Origin of the sequence: Variovorax paradoxus (genome assembly GCF_009498455.1) — a bacterium.
Taxonomy (GTDB): domain Bacteria; phylum Pseudomonadota; class Gammaproteobacteria; order Burkholderiales; family Burkholderiaceae_C; genus Variovorax; species Variovorax paradoxus_H.
This window is the reverse complement of record NZ_CP045644.1, coordinates 3,182,847-3,205,233: the sequence shown is the minus strand read 5'-3', so window position 1 is coordinate 3,205,233 and position 22,387 is coordinate 3,182,847. Positions and strand designations below refer to the sequence as shown.

The window sequence follows — 22,387 nt, the reverse complement described above, 5'->3', positions numbered from 1 at the left end:
GGCGATGGTTGGTGGTGAACGGATGGGGTGCACGAACGGAATCGAACCGTTGTCAGCGGGACCACAACCCGCGGCTCTGCCATTGAGCTACACGCACCATTGAAAAAAGAAAACTGAAACGAAAGACGCCGGCCTGCTACCACTCGCCCGACGCGCGCACGCGCTGGTCGAGGTCGAGGCTGTCGAGTGGCGCCTCGGTGCCGTCTGGCAATGCCGACGCGCGGTACGCGATGGCACGCGGCCCGAGCCCCACGCCAAAGCGCTGGGCCAGCGACCACACCATGTGCCTGCGCGGCAGCGGTGACGGGTGCACGGCGATCATCCGGATCGGTGTGTTGCGCTTGCGCATGAGGGCCTCCTGGGTGGGTGACAGAAAAATAAAAGCAACGACTTGAAAAATGTCCGGTGACGGGTTCCGGCGCCGCCCCATCTTTGCGGCCGGTTTCCGCGGGCGGGCCATGCGTTGGCATGGCCCGGTCCCGCTCGGGTGTGGTCCGTGGTCCGTGTGGCAGGAGTTGAACCTGCGACCCTCTGGTCCCAAACCAGATGCGCTACCAGGCTGCGCCACACACGGAAGAAAAACAAAAAGAGCCTGCCCGCGCTTCCATTTCGGTTGTGTCCTCACGCGACGGGCCGCGCGCTGGGCGCGGCCCCGTCAAACGTCGCTGCACAGGAGTGATCAACTCATGCACATCCCGCCAGACCGTCGACGCGGCAATTTCTGGCGGTGGGGTGAAGGCACACCCGAAATGGAAAGCGGCAAAACAAAAAGGCCCGGAACCTTGCGGTGTCCGGGCCTCTTTGCGAGAGAGCTTGAGAGATGCGCGCCTACGCGCGACCTCCACCCGGGGGCACCTGATGAGCCTCGAACTGACCACCCACGCGCAGACGGGCTGCGGCTTGGGTGGCGTACGCGGTGTTCAGATGCGAAGACAACGACAGGGGCGACGGCATGTCGAAACCATGGCAGAACCCGACGCGCACGAGCGGTCGGCCCGAGGCGGGTCGAATGCTGGTGAGAGTCAGTGCGGTGTTCACGATGGTTCCTGGTCAAAAATTGCCGCTGTCGGCTGTAAGGGGTTGGAAAAAGGGGACGGCTGGTGCCGTGAATTGGAGGCAACTGTAAAGAGTGTTTACGGCGACGTCAACAACCGGGACAATCTTTTCTTGTCTTGTTGTTGTTTTTGAACAGTGCCCCATACCACCGTCGCGCGCCGCCGCAATGCGCTTGTGCTGCATCGCCGCTTTCTCGAGGACGCCGTCGCGGCGGGCCTGCCCGCCAAGGGGCTCGACCAGGCGTTCGCACGCAAGATCGAAATCTCTCCGAGCATGTGGAGCCAGATCAAGAGTGCGCGGCCCATCGGCGACAAGCTCGCACGGCAGATCGAACGGCACTGCGACGTGGCCGCCGGTTGGCTCGACGAAGACAACACACCGCCTTCAGAAGCACCGCCCGATGCGGCGGAAGAGCGCTTCGTGGCCGCCGCGCGTGACGCGTGGCGACAGGCCAATGCCAAGGGAAAGCGGGAACTCAGCGGCTGGCTGAAGAAGCACGCGCAAGAGAAGAAGGCGCTGGAGCCTGCCGACGGCCCTGCGCTGGCGCCCTAGCCTTTCTCAGGCCTTGTCTGCGGCGTCGACTGCCAACGCCGGCGCATCGCGCAGGATGGCCGCGCGCATGTCGTCGGGCACGGCGATGGCGCGGTGGGTGTCGAGCGAGGTCGTCACCAGCACCTGACGCACCTGCATGCGCACCTCGCCCGAGGTGGGCTCGAAGCAACGCAACGACAGCGTGATCGAGCGCGAGCCCAGTTGCGCCACCGAAAGGCCGAGCATCACGTGGTCGCCCATGCGGCTCACGGCGCGAAAGTCGGCGTCGAGCTTCACGGTCGGCAGGCCGACGCGGCGCTCGCCGATGAGTGCGTGGTAGCCCACGCCAAGCCCGTCGCTCACCCAGTCTTCGACCAGGCCGTTGAGCATCACGAAGTACTGCGGATAGAAGACGATGCCCGCCGGGTCGCAGTCAGAAAAGCGGATCAGGCGCGGGCGCTGGAACGCCACACCACCACCACCCTCGCCGCTCATGCGCGTGCTTCCTCGCCCGCGCCGTCGCCGCGCATCACGTGCACGCGCAGCAGCCCGAGCTGGCTGTGCATCTGCTTGACGGTCTTCATGTCCAGGCCCGAGAACATCTCGAGAATCCACTGCTCATGCTCGGTGGCCATCGCTTCGAAGGCGGTGCGGCCGGTGGGCGTAAGGCTCACGATCCAGGCGCGGCGGTCGTCGGGGCTGGGCGCACGCGCCACCACGCCTTCGCGTTCGAGCTCGTCGGTCAGGCCGGTGACGTTGCCGCCGGTCACCATCAGGTAGCGCGAGAGCACGCGCATCTTCAGGCCGTCTTCGTAACGGTACAGCTGCGCCATGTAGTCGAAGCGCGCCAGCGAGATGCCGAAGCGCTCGCGCAGCCGGCGCCGGATCTCGGCTTCGATCTGCGTGGTGCTCGCGAGCATGCGCAGCCACAGCTTGAGCATGGCGTGGTCTTCATGGCCGGCGCGGCCTTCATGGCCGAGTTCTTCGGCGTCGCTCAGCACGGCATGCGAGGCATCGTTGCGGTTCATGTGACTTCTCCTCCGGAAACGGAGATCGACTGGCCGGTGACCGACGCGGCGCCGTCGCCGCAGAGCCAGCGCACGGCGTCGGCCACTTCGGCGGGCTGCACGATGCGCTTTTGCGGGTTCACGCTGGAGAACTCGGCCAGCGCATCGGCTTCGCTGCGGCCGGTCTTGCCGACCACGTTGGCGACGCTGTTGCGCAGGATGTCGGTGTCGGTGTAGCCGGGGCACACGGCGTTCACGGTGATGCCCTTGCGCGCCACTTCGAGCGCCAGCGCGCGCGTGAGGCCGATCACCCCGTGCTTGGCGGCGGTGTAGGCCGACACATAGGCGTAGCCCTTCTGCCCCGCCGTGCTGGCGATGTTGACGATGCGGCCCCAGCCGGCGTCGAGCATGTCGGGCAGCGCGGCCTGCGCACACAAAAAGCTGCCAGTGAGGTTGACCGACAGCATGCGCTGCCACAGCTCGACCGAGGTCTTCAGGAACGGCGCGCTCTCGGCGGCGCCCGCGTTGTTGACCAGCACGGTCACCGCCCCGCGCTCGGCCCGCGCCTGCGCAAAGGCCGACTGCACGGCCTGCGGGTCGGCCACGTCGGCCGCCACCACGCCGTGGCCGCCGCCCGCCAGGGTCTCGGCCACGCGCTGCAGGGCCTGCGCATCGCGGCCCAACAGGGTCAGCTTGGCGCCCTGGGCGGCAAGGGTGCGGGCGATCTCTGCGCCGATGCCGCGAGCGGCGCCGGTGACGAGGGCATGACGGCCAGTGAGCGAATTTGTGTGCATACCTGAATGGTTTAGTTCTGAATCATTTTAGCCATTTGCGCCCCGAGGTGGTGCTACCGCATGAAACGGCCGCCGTTGAGGTCGAGCGTCGCCCCGGTCATGAAGGCCGCGGCCGGCGAGGCCAGGTAGACGACGGCGGCGGCGACCTCGTCGGCCAGCCCGAAGCGGCCGAGCGGGATGCCGGCTTTCAGCACCTGCTGCCGCTCGGGTGCTAGCGCCGCGAGCGCGGGGCTGTCGATGGCGGCGGGTGCCAGCGCGTTCACGGTCACGCCGTGCGGCGCCAGCTCCTGCGCAAAGGCACGCGTCAGCGCCAGCAGGCCGGCCTTGCTGGCCGCGTAGTGCACGCCGGTGGCGCTGCTGACCTGCTGCCCCGCCAGCGAGGCCAGGTTGACGATGCGGCCCGCGCCGCGTGCGCGCATGTGGCGTCCGGCGATGCGGCAGCCGAAGAAGCTGCCGCGCAGGTTGATGGCAAGCACGTCGTCCCACTCGGCGGGTGTGATGTCCCACAGCGACGTGGTCGGCGTGCGCGCCGCGTTGTTGACGAGGATGTCGACGCTGCCGAAGTGCGCCACGGCCTGCGCGAAGCGGTTGTTGAAGGCCTGCTCGTCGCGCACGTCGAGCGGCAGCGCGAGGCCGTTCACCTCGGCGGCAACGGCCTGGGCGTTGGCCTCGTCGATGTCGGCCAACGCGATGCGCGCGCCGGCCTGCGCCAGCCCGCGCGCGATGGCTGCGCCCAGCCCCTGCCCCGCGCCGGTCACGAAGGCCACGCGGCCTGCCAGCGGAAGCGCCGTGGCTTGCGTCATGCCGCTCAGGCCTTCGCGGGCCGACCGTCCCAGGTCTGCGGCCCCACGCCGCGCTCGCGCAGCTTGAACTTCTGCACCTTGCCGTTCTCGGTGCGCGGCAGGTCGGGCAGCAGGTCGATGTAGCGCGGCACCGCAAAGTACGGCAGCCGGCCTTCGCAAAAACGCGCCAGCTCGGCCGGGTCGATGGCCACGCCGTCGCGCGCGACCAGTGCGGCCATCACCTCGTCTTCGGCCAGCTCGGAGCGCACGGGATACACCGCGCACGAGGCCACGCCCGGGTGGCTCAGCAGCACCTGCTCGACTTCGAAGGACGAGATGTTCTCGCCGCGTCGGCGGATCGCGTCCTTGATGCGGTCGACAAAGCGGAACGCGCCATCGGCATCGCGCACCACGCGGTCGCCCGTGTGGAACCACAGGTTGCGCCAGGCCTCGACGGTCTTCTCGGGCATGTGGAAGTAGCCGCTGGCAAAGGCATAGGGCTCGTCCGCACGCAGCAGCAGCTCGCCGGCCTCGCCGGGCGGCAGCGGCACGTCGTCTTCGTCGGCCACGCAGGCCTGGAAGCCGGGACGCAGCCAGCCCATGACACCGCCGCGCGGCGAATCGGGCGCGGTGGCGATCGCGAAGTTGGTCTCGGTCGAGCCATAGCCTTCGAGCAATGCCACGCCCGTGCGCGCCTTGAAAGCCTGCCCCGCCGCCGCGGGCACGCCGGGCCCGAGGCCGGTACGCACGCGATGGTGGCGCTCGCCCTCGCCTTCGGGCTGCGCCAGAAGAATCGGCACCATCGCGCCGAGCAGGTAGACCACGGTCGCGCCGTTGGCGCGCATCGCCGGCCAGAAACCCGAAGCGGAGAAGCGCGACTCGAACACCACCTCGGCCCCGGTGAGCGCGGCCTGCGCGAAGGTGTTGAGCGCGTTGATATGGAACAGCGGCAGCGTGGTGCACAGCACGTCGTCGCGGCCCACGCCGAGCACCTCGGCGCTGTTCACGCCCCACCAGAAGTACTGCGCCTGCGGGCAGATGACGCCCTTGGCCGGGCCCGTGGTGCCCGAGGTGTAGAGGATGGCGAGCGGATCGCCCGGCTGCACCGTGGCGGGCGGCAGCGCCTGCGCGCCCGGCGGGTAGGCCGACACGCGCACGCCGGCGGGCGGTGTCCATGGCGCTTCGGCCTTGTCGATGGCGCCGACCACCCACACCTCGCGCAGCGCCGTGCGGGCCAGGTCGGCCGTCGCCAGCCGCTTCAGAAAGCCGGCCTCGATCACCAGCAGCTTCGCCTCGCTGTTTGCGAGGAAGTATTCGATCTGCGGCCCCATCGACGCCGTGTTGACCGGCACGACCGACGCGCCGAGCCAGCCCGCGCCGAGGAAGGTGTCGAGAAACTCGATGCGGTTGCCGCACATGACGGCGATGCGGTCGCCGCGTGCGACGCCGTGCTGTGCGAGCGCACCGGCGCGCGTGGCCGCCGCGTCGGCCGCATCGGCATGCGTCCATTGCCAGCCCGCGATGCGCAGCAGCGGGCGGCTGCCGAACAGCGCGGCCTGCCGCTGCAGCATGGCGGGCAGCGTGCGTTGCGACGGCGGCACCGCGCGCGGGTCACTCGTCATCGTGCGTGCCTCCGCCGAGGTAGGTGGCCTGCACGCGCGGGTCGCTGGCCAGTTCGGCCGACGCGCCGGAGAGCGCGATCTCGCCGGTCTCCAGCACATAACCTTCGTCGGAGCTTTCGAGCGCGGCGCGTGCGTTCTGCTCCACCAGCAGGATCGACACGCCGTCGTCGCGCAGCTTGCGCACGATGGTGAGGATGTCGCGCACGATCAGCGGCGCCAGGCCCAGGCTGGGCTCGTCGAGCATCAAGAGGCGCGGTGCCGACATGAGCGCGCGGCCCACCGCCAGCATCTGCCGCTCGCCGCCCGAGAGCGTGTCGGCGCGTTGGGCGCGGCGCTCCGCCAAGCGCGGAAAGCGGTCGTACACCGACTGCAGCTGCCGCTTCATCGCGTCGCCGCGCAGCCGCTTGGCATAGGCGCCGAGTTGCAGGTTGTCGAGCACGGTGAGTTCGCCGAACAGTTCGCGGCGCTCGGGCACGAGGCACAGGCCGCGCTCCACGCGCGACTCCACATCGAGCCCTTGCAGGTCTTCGCCTTCAAAGCGCAGCGTGCCCTTGCACGGCAGCAGGCCCATGGCCGCGGCCAGCAGCGTGGTCTTGCCTGCGCCGTTGGGGCCGATCACCGAGATGATCTGGCCCGGCTGCACGTCGAGCGACACGCCGCGCACGGCTTCTACCTGCCCGTACGACACGTGCAGATCACCAATCTCCAGCATCGCGGTCATACAACGCTCCCCAGGTAAGCCGCCTGCACACGCTCGTCGGCGCGCACCGCCGACGGCACGCCCTCCACGAGCTTGGAGCCGAAGTTCATCACCACCAAACGGTCCACCAGTTTCATCACGAAGTCCATGTCGTGTTCGACGATCAGGATGGTCACGCCCTCTTCGCGCAGCTTGCGCAGCAGGTCGCCGAGTGCCATCTTTTCCTTGCGGCGCAGGCCGGCCGCGGGCTCGTCGAGCACCAGCAGCACGGGGTCGGCGGCCAGCGCACGCGCAATCTCCAGAATGCGCTGCGTGCCCAGCGGCAGGCTGCCTGCGAGTTCGTTCGCGCGGTCGCCCAGGCCGATGCGGTCGAGCTGGCGTTGCGCCTCCTGCAGGATCTGGCTTTCTTCCGTGCGATCGAGCCGCAGGCCCGCCTTCAGGATGCCCGAGCGCGTGCGCGAGTGCGCGCCCAGCGCCACGTTGTCGAGCAGGCTCATGTGCGGGCGCAGCTTCACGTGCTGGAAGGTGCGCGCCAGCCCGAGCCGCGCCACCGCGCGCTGTGGCATGCCGGCGATGTCGTGCTCGAGAAAGCGCACCTGGCCCGCGCTCATCGGCAGCGTGCAGGTCAGCAGGTTGAACATGGTCGACTTGCCCGCGCCGTTGGGCCCGATGAGGCCGACGATCTCGCCCGCCTTGACGTCGAAGCTCACGTCGTTCACCGCCACCAGCCCGCCGAAGCGCTTGACCACGCCGTTGACCGACAGCACCGGCGTGCCGCGCGCCGGCAGTTGCCGGTGCGGCAGCGGCTCGACCGGCGCACCGGCGTAGCGCGAGGCGCCCTGCGTCGTGCCGCGCCGGCGCGTCCAGCGCCGCAGCAGGCCCATCACGCCGCCGCGTGCGAAGTGCAGCAGCAGGATGAACAGCGCCGCGAAGGCCACGGCCTCCAGCTGGCCCGCGCGCTGCGTGAGCATCGGCAGCACGTCCTGCAGGCCGTTCTTCAGCACCAGCACGAGGGCCGCGCCCACCAGCGCCCCCGAGAGCTGCCCGAGCCCGCCGGCCACCGCCATCAGCAGGTACTCGATGCTCATGCGCACGTCGAAGGGCGAGGGGCTCACGAAGCGGTTCATGTGCGCATAGAGCCAGCCTGCCAGCCCCGCGAACAGCGCCGCCGTGACGAACAGCGACAGCCGCACGCGGTAGGCATCCGCCCCCACGCTCGCCAGCAGCGTCGCGCCGCCGCGCAGCCCGCGAATCGCGCGGCCGGGACGCGACTGCAGCAGGTTGTGGCTGAACAGGCAGGCCAGCCCGACCACGACCCAGATCAGGTAGTACATCGCGCGCGGATCGGCCAGCGACCAGCCGCCGATCTGCAGCGCCGGGATGTTCGACAGGCCCGTGTGCCGGCCGAGCGCATCGACGTTGCCGAACAGCATCGCGATCGACAGTCCCCAGGCGATGGTGCTCAGCGGCAAGAAGTGCCCGCCGAGCCGCAGCGTGAGCATGCCGATGGCCAGTGCCGACAGGCCCGTGAGCAGCAGCGCGAACAAGAGGCCGAGCCACGGCGACAGGCCCTGCGCGGTCGTGAGCCACGCCGTGGCGTAGGCCGCAATGCCCACGAAGGCCGCTTGGCCGAACGAGGTGGCGCCGCCCACGCCGGTGAGCAGCACGAGGCCCAGCGCCACCAGCGCGCCGATGCCGATGTCGTTCAGCAGCGAGACCGTGAAGCTGCCCGCCACGGCCGGCACCAAGGCCAGCACGACGATGACGCCCGCGATCCACGCCATGCGTTTCGTGTTGCCGTTCATTGGTCCACCTCGTCTTCTTCCTCTTCCGAATGGGCCGCCATGAAGGAGCGCAGCATGAGCACCGGGATCAGCAGGCTGAACACGATCACGTCTTTGAGCGCGCCGCTCCAGAACGACGCAAAGCTCTCGACCACGCCCACCGCCAGCGCGCCGATGGCCGTCATCGGGTAGCTCACGAGCCCGCCGATGATCGCGGCCACGAAGGCCTTCAGGCCGATGATGAAACCCGAGTCGTAGTACATGGTGGTCACCGGCGCAATCAGCACGCCGATGAGCCCCGCCAGCAGCGAGGCGCAGCCGTAAGCCAGCAGTGCTGTGCGCACCGGCCGGATGCCCACCAGCCGCGCGCCCACGCGGTTCACGGCCGTGGCGCGCAGCGCCTTGCCGGCCACCGTGCGCTCGAACACCAGGAAGAACAGCCCGCTCAGCACGATGGCCGCCCCCACCATCAGCACCACCTGGCCGCTGACCGTGAAGCCGTCGCCCAGCGTGAACACCGCGCTCGTGAGCGGCGTGGTGCGCGAGCCCTCAGGCCCGAAGAACAGCAGGCCCAGGCCCGACAGCAGAAAGTGCAGCGCGAGCGACACGATCAGCAGCACCAGCACCGAGGCATCGGCGATCGGCTGGAACACCACGCGCGCCAGCAGCGGCGCGATGGGCACCACCAGCAGCACCGCCACCGCGATGTGCACCGCCACCGGCACGCCGGGCCGCGCCGCCAGCCAGGCGAGCACGCACGGAATGGCGGGCAGCACGCCCCACATGAGCACCGCCTTCGGTATGCGCGCGGTCTCGCCGCGCCGCAGCAGGCTGCCGACTTCGGTGGCCAGCGCCAGCGCGGCCAGCACCGCGACCATGCCGATGGTCGGCGGCACGCGGCCGGTTTCGAAGGCCGCCAGCGACAGCGCGGCAAAGGCCGCGATGTCGCCGAACGGCACGAACACCACCCGCGTGACCGAAAAGATCAGCACCAGCCCGAGGCCGGCGAGCAGATAGACGGCACCGTTGGCCAGGCCGTCGGTGACGAGGATCAGCGCCACGTCCCAGTTCATAGAAAAACCTCTGTCGGAGTCATCGTTGTCGTTGTCGTGAAGAAAAACAGGAGATTCAAGGGGCGAGCTTCCATTGGCCGTTGTCGAGCTTGACGATCACGCGGGCGCGCTCGTCCACGCCGTACAGACTGCCGGGCTTGAAGGTGTAGACGCCGTGCGTGCCGACCACTTCCTTGGTGCTGAAGATGGCGTCGCGCAGCGCCACGCGGAACTCGGGCGTGCCCGGCTCGGCCTTCTTCATGGCGCGCGAAGCAGCATCGACGAACACCAGCCAGCCATCGAACGAGTAGGCCGAGAAGGCGTCGCTCGTGGGGGCGTTGTTGACCTTCTGGAACACGGCGCGGAAGTCGGTCGCGATCTTCTTGGTCGGGTAGTCGGCCGGCAGTTGCTCGGCGACGATCACCGGGCCCGTGGGCATCAGCGCGTTCTGGCCGGCCGCGCCGACCACGCGCACGAAGTCGGGGTTGATGAGACCGTGCTGGCCGTACACCCCGCCCTTGAAGCCACGCTCCTGCAGCGCCAGGAACGGCAGCGCGCCCGGCGTGCCGGCGCCGCCGGTCATCACCGCGTCGGGGCGCAGCGCCACGATCTTCAGCACCTGGCCGGTCACCGACGAATCGCCGCGCGCATAGCGCTCGTTGCTCACCACCTTGATGCCGGCGGCGGGCGCGGCCTTGTTGAGCGCCTCGTACACCAGGTCGCCCCAGGCGTCGGAGAAACCGATGTAGCCCACGGTCTTGACGTTGTTGCGCTTCATGCGTTCGACCACCGCATCGATCATGAGCTGCGTGGGCTGCGCCACCGTCATGACCCACGGGTTCTCGTTGGGGTCGAGCAGGATCGGCGTGAGGCCGATCATCGGCGTCTTGGCCTCCTTGCCCACCTGCGCCATCGCGATGGCCGACGGCACGCCCGAGGTGCCCATGAGCACGTCGACCTTCTCGTCCTCGATGAGCTTGCGCGCATTGCGCCCGGCCGTGGTCGGGTCGGAGCCGTCGTCGAGCACCACGAGCTGGATCTTGCGGCCATTCACCTCGCCCTTGTAGGCCAGCGCGGCCTGCATGCCCTTGGCGTACGGCACGCCCAGCGAGGAGTTGGGCCCCGACAGCGACACGCTGAGACCGACCTTGAGGTCGGCCGCCAGCGCGCTCGCCACACCACAGGCGGTCAGCGCTGCGGCGAGGGCACCGCGCGTCAAGGTCTGCATCAGGTTCTTCATGTCGTAGCTCCAGAGAGGATGGTTAGAAGGACAGGTCACTCAGATGAACAACTGGATCGCGGGCAACGCGCGCGTGGCGTTGAGCAGGTCGATGCGCTTCTCGCGGATCGACCAGCCCGTGGGGGTGCGAATGAGGTGGTGGCGGGCGGTGCCGCTCAACAGGATCTGGTCGTCGCCGCGCGCCTCGACGTAAAGGAACGGCGTGCGCAGGCGAACTTCGTCGGCGGCTTCTTCCTCGATGCGTGAAGGCTGCAGCACATGCTGGCTGTGGCTCGCCGGATGCTGCGAATGCGCACGCGGGTTCTTCAGGCGCTCCACGCGCAGCTGCAGCAGCAGCCGGTCTTCGTAGGCCAGCGAGTTGTGCGAGAACGGATCGGCCTGCGCCGCACCGAGCAGCGGCACCCAGTAGTGGCCGTCGTCGGCGAACAGGGCCAGCCAGTCATCGAAGCGGCGCTCGTCGAGCAGGGCCGCTTCGTGGGCGATGAAGTCGCGCGGGTCGTTCATGCCGTCGCCTCCACGGTCATCGCCTTCGCCCACGCGCGGAACTGGTTGCGCATGAGCAGCTCGTTGGTGCCGTTGGTGGTCACCGTGGCCTGCTGCGTCTCGGCCGGGTCGTGGTTGCGGTGCAGGCTGACCCATTCGTTGCCACCCGCGCGCAGGCCCTGCTGGATGCTCTCGAACAGGTGCACATCGTCGTGCGCGACCACCGACATGGGCGAGAACACGAGCCGGTTGTAGCTCATGGCGCGCTCGAACAGCAGCGCGGGCGCACCGGCCGCGCGGAAGCTCCAGGCTTCGATGAGCGTGCGGTTGGCCGCCAGCGGGCGGATCACGCGGATGGCCTGCGGCGAGCCCTTGACCGACAGGCTCGGGTACAGCACCGAGTTCTGCGGCGAGCGCTGCAGGATGTTAGTGGCGCGCTCTACGCCGTGCGCGGCCTGCATCGCCGCTTCGTACTCGGGCAGCTGCGCGTAGTTCGAGTGGATGCTGAAGTTCACGCCCAGCACGCTGTGGCCGTTGGCGAACACGCGCCCGCCCATCTTGTCGAAGAATTCGTAGCCCGAGCCGAAGGGCAATATCTGCTCCATCGCCATCGGCTTGGGGTCGGTGGGCGCATGCCCTTCCCACAGCGCCTCGGCGGCCTTGGTGGCCGACTCGTGCGTCGACATCGGGTGCACCGTGTCGTTGATGTTCTCCAGGTACATCTTCCAGTTGCAGTGGACGATGTTGCGCAGCACGCCGCCGCCCACGGTGAGCTTGCCCTCGGGCGAGCGGTCGACCATGTTGTCGAGGGCGCCGAGCACGTCGCCGAAGTAGTCCTCGAACGACGGGCCCGCGTCCGCGAGGCGCACGAACACGAAGTCGCGGTACACCTTCACGTGCTTCACCACCGACAGCCCCTGCCCCGATTCGCAGGCCTTGAGCTGCGTGCCCTCGTAGCCGTTCTTCAGCGGCAGGCCCAGTGGCGCGCCGTCGAGCTTGTAGGTCCACGCGTGGTACGGGCAGCGAAAGAAGCGGCCGGTGTTGCCGCTCTCGTCGGTCACGAGCTGCGTGCCCTTGTGGGCGCAGCGGTTGTACATGACGTGCACCGCGCCGTCGGGCTGGCGCACCATGAGCAGCGGGCGGCCCGCGATCTCTTGCGTGACGAAATCGCCCGCCTCCGGCACCTGGCTCGCGTGGCCCAGGAAGACCCAGGTGTTGGCGAACAGGCGCTCCTGCTCCAGCGCGAACAGCTCGTCGCTGAGGTACAGGTCGCGGTGCACCCGGTCGTCGCGGACCAGCGCCGCGACGAGATCGGGGCGGTTGCGGTAGGTGGTCATGGCGGTGGGCTTCGGTTAGACCAAGGTCAGGGAACGAGCTTCCACTGGCCCTTGTTCATCTGCACGATCACCACGCCCCGCTGGTCGGAGCCGTAGCGGTCGTCGGGCTTGAAGGTGTAGATGCCGTGCGTGCCCACCAGCTCCTTCGTGCCCACGATGGCATCGCGCAGCGCCGTGCGGTACTGCGGCGTGCCGGGCTCGCCCTTGGTGCGCGAGGCCGCGTCGGCCAGCAGCAGGTAGGCGTCGTAGGTGTACGACGAGAACGCGTCGGTCGGTACCGCGCCGTTCACCTTCTGGTAGGCGTTGCGAAAGCCCATCGCGACCTTCTTGATGGGGTTGCTGTCGGGCAGCTGGTCGGCCACCAGCACGGGGCCGCTGGGCACCTGCAGGCCGTCGATGGAGGCACCGCCCACGCGCACGAAGTCGGCGTTGATGAGGCCGTGCGTGCCGTAGATCTTGCCCTTGTAGCCGCGCTCGGCCAGTGCCAGGTAGGGCAGCGCGCCCGGCGTGCCCGAGTTGCCCGCGAACACCGCGTCGGGCCGCGTCGCGACGATCTTCAGGATCTGCCCGGCCACCGACGAATCGCTGCGCGCATAGCGCTCGTTGGCCACCACCTTGATGCCGGCGGTGGCGGCGCTCTTCATAAGCGAGTCGTAGGCCAGGTCGCCCAGCGCGTCCGAGAAACCGATGAAGGCGACCGTCTTCACGCCCGACTTCTGCATGCGTTCGACCACGCCCGCCACCATGAGCGGGAACGGCTGCGACACGGTGACGGTCCACGCGCCGTCCGCCCCCGGAATGGTCACGGGCGTGGGCGAGATGAGCGGCGTGTTGAGTTCGCGCGCCACCGAGGCGATGGCCATCGCGCCCGGCACGCCCGAGGTGCCGATGAGCACGTCGACCTTGTCTTCCGTCACCAGCTTGCGCGCGTTGCGCCCGGCCGTGGTCGGGTCGGACGCATCGTCGAGCACGATGAGCTGCACCTTGCGCCCGCCGATCTCGGGCCGCTCGGCGATGGCCGCGCGGATGCCCTTCTCGTACGGCACGCCCAGCGCCGCGACCGGCCCCGAGAGCGAGCTGATGAAGCCGATCTTGAGGTCGGCTGCCGCGGCTTGGGCGGCGGCCAGTGCAAGGGCGGTGAGGCCGAGAATCCGGGTCAGGTTCTTTTTCATGGGGGTGGCTCCAGCGTGTGTTTTTTCAGGGAACCAGCTTCCACTGGCCCTTCTCGAGCTTCACCACCACACGCGAACGCTCGTCAGAGCCGTAGCGATCGGTCGGCTTGAAGTTGTAGACCGAGTGCGTGCCCACCAGCTCCTTGGTGCTCACGATGGCGTCGCGCAGTGCCAGGCGGAACTGCGGCGTGCCGGGCTCGGCCTTGGTGGCGAGCGCGCGCTGGGCGGCGTCGAGGTACAGCAGCCATGCATCGAAGGTGTAGGCCGAGAAGGCGTCGGTCGGCGGTGCGCCGTTGGCCTTCTGGTACGCCGCGCGGAAGTCCATCGACACCTTGCGGATCGGGTTGTCGGCGGGCAACTGCTCGGCCACGATCACCGGACCGGTGGGGGCCAGCAGGCCTTCGACCGAGGCACCGCCCACGCGCACGAAGTCGGGGTTGATGAGCGCATGCATGCCGTAGATCTGGCCCTTGTAGCCGCGCTCCGCGAGTGCCAGGTACGGCAGCGCGCCGGGCGTGCCCGAGGTGCCGGTGATCACCGCGTCGGGGCGCAACGCCACGATCTTCAGCACCTGGCCCGTCACCGACGAATCGCCGCGCGCATAGCGTTCGTTCGACACGATCTTGATGCCCGCCGGCTCTGCGCTCTTTTGCAGCGCGCCGTACACCAGGTCGCCCCAGGCGTCGGAGAAACCGATGTAGCCGACCGTCTTCACGCCCGACTTCTTCATGCGCTCGACCACCGCGCTCACCATGAGCGGTGCGGGCTGCGGCAGCGTGACCATCCACGCGCCCTCGTCACCCGGCAGGTTGGCGTTGGCGATGGAGATCAGCGGCGTTTTCGTTTCGCGCGCCACGCCGGCAATGGCCAGCGCACCGGGCGAGCCGGCCGTGCCGATGATGACGTCGACCTTGTCCTCGTCGATCATCTTGCGTGCGTTGCGTGCGGCCGTGGTCGGGTCGGACGCATCGTCGAGCTGCACCAGCTGGATCTTGCGGCCACCGAGTTCGGCCTTGTAGGCGAGCGCGGCCTTCATGCCCTTTTCGTACGGAATGCCGAGCGACGACACCGGCCCCGACAGCGACGTGATGAAACCGACCTTGAGATCGGCGGCCCAGGCGCCGGTGGCGCCCAGCGCGCCGAGGCCCGCGACAACGGCCGCGAGGGTGCGAATTCGGTTCATGACTTTCATGGCGGTGCTCCAGAGGTGATGTTTTTGAACGGAACGGAACGAGACGAGACGAACGCTGAAATGAAACTAGAGGGCGAGGCTGCCGACGCTGGTGCCGCCGCAGACGTAGAGCACTTGGCCGGTGACGAAGCTGTTGTCGGCGTCGGCAAAGAAACGCACGGCGCGTGCCACGTCGGCCGATTCGCCCAGGCGCTTGACGGGCACCGAGGCCGCAAGGGCACGCTCCTTCTCGCTGCCGGCCTCGACCACGTCGTAGAACATGTCGGTGCGGATCGGGCCCGGTGCCACCACGTTCACCGTGATGCCGTCTGCGGCAAGCTCGAGCGCCCAGGTGCGCGCCATGCCCAGCATGCCGGCCTTGGTGGCCGAGTAGCTGGTGCGCGTGGCCAGGCCCAACGCGGCGCGCGACGACAGCAGCACCACGCGGCCGAAGCGCTGCGCACGCATCGCGGGCAGTGCGCCTTGCACGAGCTGGATGGCACAGCCCAGGTGCAGGTCGACCAGCGCGTCGAGGTCGTCGAGCTTCACCTCGGGCAGCAACGCAGCGCGGATGACGCCGGCGTTGTGGACGATGGTGGTGGGTGCGAAGCGCTCGACCAGTTCGCGCACGGCTTCGCCGGTGGCGGCGCGGTCGGCCAGGTCGACCTCGAGGCTGTGCATCTTGGGATGGTCGATCTCGGCCTTGCGGCGTGCGAGCGAAATCACTTCGTAGCCTTGCGCCAGCAGGTCTTCGCAAATGGCCTTGCCGATGCCGGCGCTGCCGCCCGTCACTGCTGCAATCTTGTTCATGCGCGCGCCCCCCGCATTTCTCCCTCTCCCGCTTGCGGGAGAGGGTTGGGGTGAGGGTGACCCCCGAGGCCTTGGCAAGCCCCCTCATCCCCCGCCTTCTCCCGCGAGCGGGAGAAGGAGCCAAAGCCAAAACCGCAGCAGCGAGTCATAGCGAAGCTCCCACCAAAGCCAGCACGCGCAGCGGGCTGCCGCTGCCCTTCTCGATCTTCAGCGGCGGGCAGATCAGCACCGCGCCCGCGGGCGGCAGCAGGTCAAGATTGCTCAGGCACTGCAGGCCGTAGCGGCCCGCGCCGTGCATGTAGTAGTGGCAGGGGTACGGCGGACGCAGGTGGTAGCCCTGCCCGGCATCCGTGCCGATGGCTTCGGAGCCGAAGCCCAGCACGTCGCGCTGCTCGACCAGGAAGCGCACGGCCTCGGTGCTCGGGCCCGGCGTGTGCTGGCCCGTTTCATCGAAGTTCTGGTACGCCTCGGGGTCGGTGCGCTTGGACCAGTCGGTGCGCATCAGCACCCACGCGCCCTTGGGGATGCGGCCGTGCGCGGCTTCGTAGCGTTCGATGTCGGCCACGCTCAGCAGGTAGTCGTCGTTGCCCTGCACATCGGCCGAGCAATCGATCACGCAGGCCGGTGCCACGAAGTGCTGCACGGGAATCGTGTCGACCGAGTTGTTCGGCAGGTCGCGGCCCGAGATCCAGTGGATCGGCGCGTCGAAGTGCGTGCCGGTGTGCTCGCCGCAGGAAAAATTGTTCCAGTACCAGCCCGGGCCGCGCTCGTCGTACTTCGACACTTCCTCGATGCGGAAGGGCCAGCACTGGCCCATCTCGGGCGGCAGCGCGATCTGCGGAAACTCGGGCGTGAGCGTCTGCGTGAGGTCGATCACGCGGATGCGACCGCTGGCCATGGCGGTCACGAGGCCGCCGAGGATTTCGGCGGCGGACATCAGTTCGGTGGTGGTTGTCATCGTGTGATTCCTCTGCTCAGCCGCCAGCGGCCAGTTCGCGCTCCAGTACCTTCGGGTTGTCGCGCCAGCGTTCCAGCCACTCCTGCGCCACGTCGCCTGGGTACACGTCTTCCACGCCGTCGCGCAGCGCCTTCACGATGGCGTTGGCCAATGTGGTCGGTGCCAGCTTGGGCGGTGGCGTGTGCTGGTTCCATTCGTCGTCGATGGGGCCGGGGAACACGTTGATCACGCGGATGCCGGCGGGCCGCATCTCGGCGCGCAGGCACTGCGCAAGCGAATGCGCCGCCGCCTTCGAGGCGCTGAAGGTGCCGTGCGGCGGGAAGTTGCTGAGCGCGTAGATCGACAGCAGGTTGACCCACGCGGTCGCGCCTGTCTCGCCATCGGCCGAGCGGCCCTTGAGCGCGGGGCCGAACTCCTGCGCCAGGCGCAGCAGGCCGAAGTAGTTGATGTCCATCTCGGCCTTGGCCACGTCGGTGCCGCGCCGTGCGCCGATGCCGAAGGTGCGGTGCACCTCGGCGTTGTTGATCACGATGTCGACCTTTCCGCCGATGGAACCGGCCAGCTCTGTCACCCGGCGGCCGTTGGTGAGGTCCAGCGGCACGAGCGTGACCTGCGGCAGCGCCGAGATATCGTCGAGCCCGTCACCCATCTTCTTCCAGGGTTCGGCATGGCCGACCCAGACGATGTCGGCGCCGGCCTTCACCAGCGCACGCACGATGGCCTGGCCCGTTTCGGTCTTGCCGTCGGTCACCAGCACCTTGCGGAACTTCGGGTCGCTGGTCATTTCGCGCAGCATCTTGTCGTCGGCCATGTGGGGACTCCCTTCATTCGGAAAAGCAATGAGAACGGCCTGGCCTGCACGGTCGAGCCGGGCGCCCACGCGCACACGTTGTGGCGCTTCGCCGACCTCGCCGTGCAGGTGGACCATGAGCGTCGGGCCGGCGTCGAGGTGCACCAGGCCCAGCCGCCAGGGCAGCCGCTCGCGAAAGAACAGGTCGTTGCTGTGGTGCAGCGTGGTGCTGCCGAGCAGCGCGCCCTCGCCGCTCTGTGCGCGCCAGCGCAGCGCCGACGACAGGCACTTGTGGCAGACCTCTCGCGGCGGGTACTGCACCGTGCCGCAGTCCTCGCAGGTCTGCAGCTCGAAGCGGCCTTCGGCGGCAGCGGCCGTGAGGCCGAGCGCGACACGGCCACGCGCACCGGGCGGCAGGTTCATCTGCCGGGTGCGCAGCACCGGGTTCTTGCGCGGGGGGCGCATCATCGGCATCGTCATGCGGGTCTCCCTAGGATGACGGCGCCTGTGCACAGGCAGCGGTCGTAGGTCACCATGCCGAAGCCGGCGACAAGGCCCAGCTGGGCGTTGGGCACGGCGCGCGCACCGGCCTGGTCCGTCAGCTGGCGGATCGCCTCGACCATGCCGAGGAAGCCCCCCGCCGCACCGGCCTGCCCGGCCGAGAGCTGGCCGCCGCTGGTGTTGTTCGGAAAGCTGCCGTCGAAGGTCATGGTGTTGGCCTGCACGAAGGCCGAGCCTTCTCCCTTCTCGCAGAACCCCAGGTCTTCGAACTGCATCATCACGATGACGGGGTAGTCGTCGTAGGTCTGCACGAAGTCGAGCGCGGCGGGCTGCACGCCGGCCTGTGCATACAGGTCGTCGCGGTCCATGCGCCAGCCGCCCTGCACCATCACCGGGTCTTCGGCGTAGGCGTTATGGCGCTCGATGGCGCCGCGGATCACCACGTGCGCCAGGCCCAGGTCGCGCGCGCGCTCCTCGCTCATCACGAGGAAGGCGTCGGCGCCGGCGCAAGGCATCACGCAGTCGAACAGATGGATCGGGTCGGAGATGGGCCGCGCGGCCATGTACTCGTCGAGCGTGAGGCCCTTCTTGAACATGGCGTTCGGGTTGCCGAGCGCGTTGGTGCGCTGGTCCACGCAGATGCGGCCGAAGTCTTCGCGCGTGGCGCCGTAGGTGCGCATGTAGTTGGCGGTGATGAACGCGAAGATCGAGTTCGGGCCGCCCGAGCCGTAGGGGTAGCTCGCATCGCGCGCGAAGTTGCTGAAGCTGCCCAGCGTCTGGCGGAAGGAGTCGACGTGGTTGGTGTCGGCGCCCACGCAGGCGACGATGTCGGCATCGCCCGCCTGCACCGCACGCGCCGCGCGGCGCAGGCACATCACGCCCGAAGCGCCGCCGGTCGGCATGTGGTCGAGCCAGCGCGGCGACAGGCCCAGGTGCTGCGTGACGCCCACGGCCGTGTCGGGCGAGAGCGAGAAGCTGCTGAGGCACAGGCCGTCGATCTGCTCCTTGGCCACGCCGCTGGCCTGCACCAGCGCGTCGATGGCCTGGCCGACGAACCAGTGCGCGGTGCGCGTGGAGTAGCGCACGTAGGGCACGGTGATGGGCACCGCGACCGCGACGCCTTCGTAGGAAAGCCGATTGCGCTTGGTCATGCCTGCCCCACTTGTCGTTTCTTCATGGAGCGCGTGTCGATGCAATGGCCCTGCCCCGGCAGCGACTGCGCCATCTCGCGCAGCTGGCCGCGCTGGATCTTCTGCGAGGGCGTGAGCGGCAGCGCCTCGACGAAGGCGACGTAGCCCGGCGCCTTGTAGTACGCCAGCTGCGCGAGCGCGTGCTGGACGATGCTGGCCGCGACCGCTTCGCGCTGCGCCGCACCGGTGTCTTCGCGCAGCACGATGCAGGCGAGCACCTCGTCGCCGCGCACCGCATCGGGCGTGGCGGCCACGGCCGAGGTCTTCACGGCCGGGTGCTGGTTGAGCACGCTCTCGACCTCGACGGCCGAGATGTTCTCGCCGCTGCGGCGGATCACGTTCTTCTTGCGGTCGACGAAAAAGAAGTTGCCGTCGGCGTCGCGGCGCACGAGGTCGCCGGTGTGAAACCAGCCGTCGGCCCAGGCTTCGCGCGTGGCCTCTTCGTCCTTCAGGTAGCCGGAGAAGAAGTAGCGGCGCGGGTCGGCGCCAGCCGAGCGCACGAGCAGTTCGCCGGGCATATCGGTGCCCACGTCGCTGCCGTCCTCGCCCATGAGGCGGATCTCGACGAAGTCTTCCTGCCGACCGAAGCAGCTCGTGCCCACGAGGCGCGGCTCGCGGTTGGCCATGATGCAGGCGGCCGCGCCGGTCTCGGTCATGGCCCAGGCCTCGACCAGCGGGAAGCCGAAGCGTTCTTCGAAGGGCGCGTGGTTCTTGCGGTCGACACCGGCGCCGAAGCCCCAGCGGATCGCGTGGTCGCGGTCAGCCGCCGACGCGGGGGCCGACAGCAGCATCGCGGGCATCACGCCCAGGTAGTGGACGATGGTCGCGCCGCTTTCCTTCGCGCTGGCCAGCCAGCTCTTCGGGTGGAAGCGGTCGAGCTGCACGAGGCAGCCGCCTGCAATGAGCACGACCATGGTCGAGAACGCCATCGCGTTCATGTGGTTGAGCGGCAGCGGCGTGATGACGCGTTCGGCATCGGGGCGGATGCTGCACACGCCGTCGAGCGCGGCATACCACTCGCCCGCGCGCAGGAAGTACGCGTTGCTCAGGATGCAGCCCTTGGGCCGCCCCGTGGTGCCCGAGGTGTAGAGCAGGCCGCATTCGGTGTCGGTGCCGACGGGCTCGCCGGCGCGCGGTGCGGCGGTCTTCGCGGGCGGCACGGCGTCGTCGGGCCCCATGGTCTCGAAGGCCACGCCGGCCTGCGCGGCAGCGGCCTGCAGGTCGGCGGCGCGCTCGGGCAGCGTGACGGCCAGGCCGATCTCGCTGTGGCCGATGAGGTAGACCAGCTCGGCCGAGCGCATCTCGGCGTTGATCGGCACCACGCTCGCGCCCAGCGCGTTCAGCGCGAGCCAGTGGAAGATGAAGGCGGGCCGGTTCTCCAGCAGCAGGCCAATGCGGTGGCCGTGGCCGTAGCCGGCCTGTGCGTAGGCGCTGCGCAGCCGCTCGATTTCTTCGGCGGCTTCGCCCCAGCGGATGGCGCCGGCGGCGATGCCGTAGGCGGCGGCGGTCACCGATTCGGTGAAGAGGAATTCGGCCTGCGGCGTGCGCGCGGCAGTCGCGGCGAACACCTGGTGGACGGTGGCGTGGGTCATCGCGTCCTTGCTAGATGAAGAGCTGCACGGCCGGCAGGGCCGCGTCGCAGTTGAGCAGGTCGACGCGCTTGAGCGTCATGCGCAGCGCGCCGTCCTGCACCGTGAGGTGATGGAAGAAGGTGCCGACGTAGAACTGGAGCTCGTCGCCCTGCGACTCGGTGTAGTGGAACTCGGTGCGCACCACGAAGCGCTGGGCCTCGGTGTCGAAGGCCTCGACCACGGGCACCTGCAGCAGGTGGTGGCAGCGGCTGGGCGGCTGCTGCGAAAACGCGCGCGGGCTCTTGAGGCGCTCGATGCGCAGCTCGCGCAGCAGCTTGTCTTCGTACAGGTGCGAGGTGTGGTTGAGGCCGTCTTCCTGCTCGGGCACGAGCGGAATCCAGTAGAACGCGTCGTCGGTGAAGAGCGCGTTCCACTCCTCGTAGCGGCGGGTGTCGAGCAGGCGCGCTTCGTTGACGACGAAGTCGACGAGGTCCTGACGGGTGATATTGACGGCGGCCATCACATCGTCTCCGTCATGCGCTGCACCCAGCTGCGGTACTGGTTGCGCATCGGCAGCTCGTTGGTGCCGCCCGTGGTGATCTCGCCGCCTTTCAACTCCGATGCGTCGTAGTCGCGGTGCAGGCTCACCCACTCGTTGCCGCTGGCGTGCAGGCCGGCCTGCATGCCGCGGTAGGCCTGCAGGTCGTCGTGGCCCACCACCGAGAACGGCGAGTTGATGAGGCGGTTGTACATGGTGGTGCGCTGCAGCAGCTCGGGCGGCGCACCCTTGAGGCGGAAGGTCCAGCTCTCGATGAGCGTCTGGTTGGCCGAGATAGGCTTCACCACGCGAATCGCCTGGATCGCGCCCTTGATCGTGAGGTTCGGGTAGTACACGGTGTTGTGCCGCGCCATGCCCAGGATCTGCGCCGTCTTCTCTTCGCCGTAGCGCGCCTTCATGGCGTCGTCGTAGGCGGGGATCGCCTTGTACTTGCTGTGGATGCTGAAGTGCACGCCCGTGAAGCTGTGGCCATGGTCGTACGTGCGGATGCCCATGTCTTCGAAGAACTTGTAGTCGGACATGAAGGGCACGAACTGCTCCACGGCCATGGGCTTGGGTTCGTCTTCGGGCTTGTCGGCCCACATGCGCTTGGCGGTGCCGGCCGACGACTCGTGCGCCACCATGGGGTGCATGGTGTCGTTGAGGTTCTCGACGAACATCTTCCAGTTGCACTGGTGCATGAAGCGCAGGCAGCCGCCGGCGATTTCGAGTTCGCCCTCGGGCGAGCGGTCGGCCATGTTGTCGATGGAGCTGAGCGAATCGCCGAAGTACTCTTCGAAGTCGGGGCCCGCGTCGTTGATCTTCACGAAGATGAAGCCGCGGTGGCTGCGCACGTGCTTCACGGGGGTGAGGCCCTTGCCCGACTCGCATTCGTGGAGTTGGGTGTTTTCGTAGCCGGTCTTCAGCGGAATGGCCAGCGGCGCGCCGTCGGTCTTGAAGGTCCAGGCGTGGTACGGGCAGCGAAAGAACTTGCCGGTGTTGCCGCAGGGCCCGTTCACGAGGCGCGAGCCCTTGTGGGCGCAGCGGTTCATCATGACGCGCACGCTGCCGTCGCTGTGGCGCACGACGATCAGCGGGCGGCCCGCGATCTCGTTGGTGATCCAGTCGCCCGACTTCGGCAGCTGGCTTTCGTGCCCGACGTAGTTCCAGGTGTTGGCGAAGAAGTGCTCCTGCTCAATCTCGAAGAGGTCCTGGCTGATGTACAGGTCGCGGTGCACGCGGTCGTTCTGCACGAGCGCGCGAACGGCATCGGGGTTGTCTCGGTACGAAGGCATGGT

At 68.6% G+C, this 22,387-nt stretch carries 23 protein-coding genes and 2 tRNA genes; 2 read left to right on the top strand and 23 right to left on the bottom strand.

Annotated features, from left to right (window positions below; all coding sequences use genetic code 11):
• Positions 1-23: 23 nt before the first annotated feature.
• The 3 genes from GFK26_RS14660 to GFK26_RS14650 all read right to left on the bottom strand — a co-directional run bounded on the left by GFK26_RS14660 (position 24) and on the right by GFK26_RS14650 (position 574).
• Positions 24-97, bottom strand: a tRNA-His gene (locus GFK26_RS14660).
• A gap of 39 nt (positions 98-136) precedes the next feature.
• On the bottom strand, positions 137-349 hold the full coding sequence (locus tag GFK26_RS14655; RefSeq protein ID WP_101489357.1) for a short-chain dehydrogenase: 213 nt from the start codon (positions 347-349) through the stop codon (positions 137-139).
• 148 nt (positions 350-497) lie between these two features.
• Positions 498-574 (bottom strand) — tRNA-Pro (locus GFK26_RS14650).
• A gap of 284 nt (positions 575-858) precedes the next feature.
• Between GFK26_RS14650 and GFK26_RS14645 the strand changes: the two genes are divergently transcribed.
• Together GFK26_RS14645 and GFK26_RS14640 are read left to right on the top strand one after the other, a co-directional pair.
• Positions 859-1,188 carry a hypothetical protein gene (locus GFK26_RS14645; protein WP_153282579.1) on the top strand — a complete coding sequence of 110 codons (330 nt, stop codon included), beginning with the start codon at positions 859-861 and terminating at the stop codon, positions 1,186-1,188.
• A gap of 3 nt (positions 1,189-1,191) precedes the next feature.
• The gene (locus GFK26_RS14640) at positions 1,192-1,608 is read left to right on the top strand and encodes a hypothetical protein (protein WP_153282578.1); all 417 of its coding nucleotides are present in this window, start codon (positions 1,192-1,194) and stop codon (positions 1,606-1,608) included.
• 6 nt (positions 1,609-1,614) lie between these two features.
• On the opposite strand, the gene GFK26_RS14635 is transcribed toward GFK26_RS14640, so the two are convergent.
• From GFK26_RS14635 to GFK26_RS14540, 20 genes are all read right to left on the bottom strand, one after another.
• A complete protein-coding gene (locus GFK26_RS14635; protein WP_153282577.1) occupies positions 1,615-2,082 on the bottom strand; it encodes an acyl-CoA thioesterase in 468 nt (155 codons plus the stop codon).
• On the bottom strand, positions 2,079-2,615 hold the full coding sequence (locus tag GFK26_RS14630; RefSeq protein WP_153282576.1) for a MarR family winged helix-turn-helix transcriptional regulator: 537 nt from the start codon (positions 2,613-2,615) through the stop codon (positions 2,079-2,081). The genes GFK26_RS14635 and GFK26_RS14630 overlap by 4 nt, the downstream gene beginning before the upstream one ends.
• On the bottom strand, positions 2,612-3,388 hold the full coding sequence (locus GFK26_RS14625) for an SDR family NAD(P)-dependent oxidoreductase (RefSeq protein WP_153282575.1): 777 nt from the start codon (positions 3,386-3,388) through the stop codon (positions 2,612-2,614). The genes GFK26_RS14630 and GFK26_RS14625 overlap by 4 nt, the downstream gene beginning before the upstream one ends.
• A gap of 53 nt (positions 3,389-3,441) precedes the next feature.
• On the bottom strand, positions 3,442-4,191 hold the full coding sequence (locus GFK26_RS14620) for an SDR family NAD(P)-dependent oxidoreductase (protein WP_153282574.1): 750 nt from the start codon (positions 4,189-4,191) through the stop codon (positions 3,442-3,444).
• A gap of 5 nt (positions 4,192-4,196) precedes the next feature.
• Positions 4,197-5,792 (bottom strand): ATP-dependent acyl-CoA ligase, encoded by a 1,596-nt coding sequence (locus GFK26_RS14615; protein ID WP_153282573.1) that lies wholly within the window; start codon positions 5,790-5,792, stop codon positions 4,197-4,199.
• Complete coding sequence (locus GFK26_RS14610; protein WP_101489351.1) at positions 5,782-6,513, bottom strand: ABC transporter ATP-binding protein; 732 nt, start codon at positions 6,511-6,513, stop codon at positions 5,782-5,784. The genes GFK26_RS14615 and GFK26_RS14610 overlap by 11 nt, the downstream gene beginning before the upstream one ends.
• A complete protein-coding gene (locus GFK26_RS14605; RefSeq protein WP_153282572.1) occupies positions 6,510-8,297 on the bottom strand; it encodes an ABC transporter permease subunit in 1,788 nt (595 codons plus the stop codon). The genes GFK26_RS14610 and GFK26_RS14605 overlap by 4 nt, the downstream gene beginning before the upstream one ends.
• Positions 8,294-9,349 (bottom strand): branched-chain amino acid ABC transporter permease, encoded by a 1,056-nt coding sequence (locus tag GFK26_RS14600; protein ID WP_153282571.1) that lies wholly within the window; start codon positions 9,347-9,349, stop codon positions 8,294-8,296. The genes GFK26_RS14605 and GFK26_RS14600 overlap by 4 nt, the downstream gene beginning before the upstream one ends.
• A gap of 55 nt (positions 9,350-9,404) precedes the next feature.
• Complete coding sequence (locus GFK26_RS14595; RefSeq protein ID WP_101489348.1) at positions 9,405-10,568, bottom strand: ABC transporter substrate-binding protein; 1,164 nt, start codon at positions 10,566-10,568, stop codon at positions 9,405-9,407.
• Positions 10,569-10,607: 39 nt separating this feature from the next.
• Positions 10,608-11,072 carry an aromatic-ring-hydroxylating dioxygenase subunit beta gene (locus GFK26_RS14590; protein WP_153282570.1) on the bottom strand — a complete coding sequence of 155 codons (465 nt, stop codon included), beginning with the start codon at positions 11,070-11,072 and terminating at the stop codon, positions 10,608-10,610.
• Complete coding sequence (locus GFK26_RS14585) at positions 11,069-12,388, bottom strand: aromatic ring-hydroxylating dioxygenase subunit alpha (RefSeq protein WP_153282569.1); 1,320 nt, start codon at positions 12,386-12,388, stop codon at positions 11,069-11,071. Before GFK26_RS14585 ends, GFK26_RS14590 begins: the two co-directional genes overlap by 4 nt.
• A 26-nt stretch (positions 12,389-12,414) precedes the next feature.
• Positions 12,415-13,560, bottom strand: coding sequence for an ABC transporter substrate-binding protein (locus tag GFK26_RS14580; protein ID WP_153282568.1), 1,146 nt, complete (start codon positions 13,558-13,560; stop codon positions 12,415-12,417).
• Between the two features lie 25 nt (positions 13,561-13,585).
• Positions 13,586-14,752, bottom strand: a complete 1,167-nt coding sequence (locus GFK26_RS14575) for an ABC transporter substrate-binding protein (RefSeq protein WP_153282567.1) — start codon at positions 14,750-14,752, stop codon at positions 13,586-13,588.
• 66 nt (positions 14,753-14,818) lie between these two features.
• Positions 14,819-15,541: an SDR family oxidoreductase gene (locus GFK26_RS14570; protein WP_153282566.1), complete on the bottom strand. Its 723-nt coding sequence runs from the start codon at positions 15,539-15,541 to the stop codon at positions 14,819-14,821.
• A 145-nt stretch (positions 15,542-15,686) separates the two neighbouring features.
• A complete protein-coding gene (locus GFK26_RS14565; RefSeq protein WP_153282565.1) occupies positions 15,687-16,499 on the bottom strand; it encodes a cyclase family protein in 813 nt (270 codons plus the stop codon).
• Between the two features lie 16 nt (positions 16,500-16,515).
• Complete coding sequence (locus tag GFK26_RS14560; protein ID WP_153282564.1) at positions 16,516-17,769, bottom strand: SDR family NAD(P)-dependent oxidoreductase; 1,254 nt, start codon at positions 17,767-17,769, stop codon at positions 16,516-16,518.
• Positions 17,766-18,941 (bottom strand): thiolase family protein, encoded by a 1,176-nt coding sequence (locus GFK26_RS14555; protein ID WP_153282563.1) that lies wholly within the window; start codon positions 18,939-18,941, stop codon positions 17,766-17,768. The genes GFK26_RS14560 and GFK26_RS14555 overlap by 4 nt, the downstream gene beginning before the upstream one ends.
• Positions 18,938-20,572, bottom strand: a complete 1,635-nt coding sequence (locus GFK26_RS14550; RefSeq protein WP_153282562.1) for an AMP-binding protein — start codon at positions 20,570-20,572, stop codon at positions 18,938-18,940. The genes GFK26_RS14555 and GFK26_RS14550 overlap by 4 nt, the downstream gene beginning before the upstream one ends.
• A 10-nt stretch (positions 20,573-20,582) precedes the next feature.
• Entirely contained in the window at positions 20,583-21,071 is a 489-nt protein-coding gene (locus GFK26_RS14545; RefSeq protein ID WP_153282561.1) for an aromatic-ring-hydroxylating dioxygenase subunit beta, read from the bottom strand.
• Positions 21,071-22,384, bottom strand: a complete 1,314-nt coding sequence (locus GFK26_RS14540) for an aromatic ring-hydroxylating dioxygenase subunit alpha (protein WP_153282560.1) — start codon at positions 22,382-22,384, stop codon at positions 21,071-21,073. The genes GFK26_RS14545 and GFK26_RS14540 overlap by 1 nt, the downstream gene beginning before the upstream one ends.
• Positions 22,385-22,387: the final 3 nt, after the last annotated feature.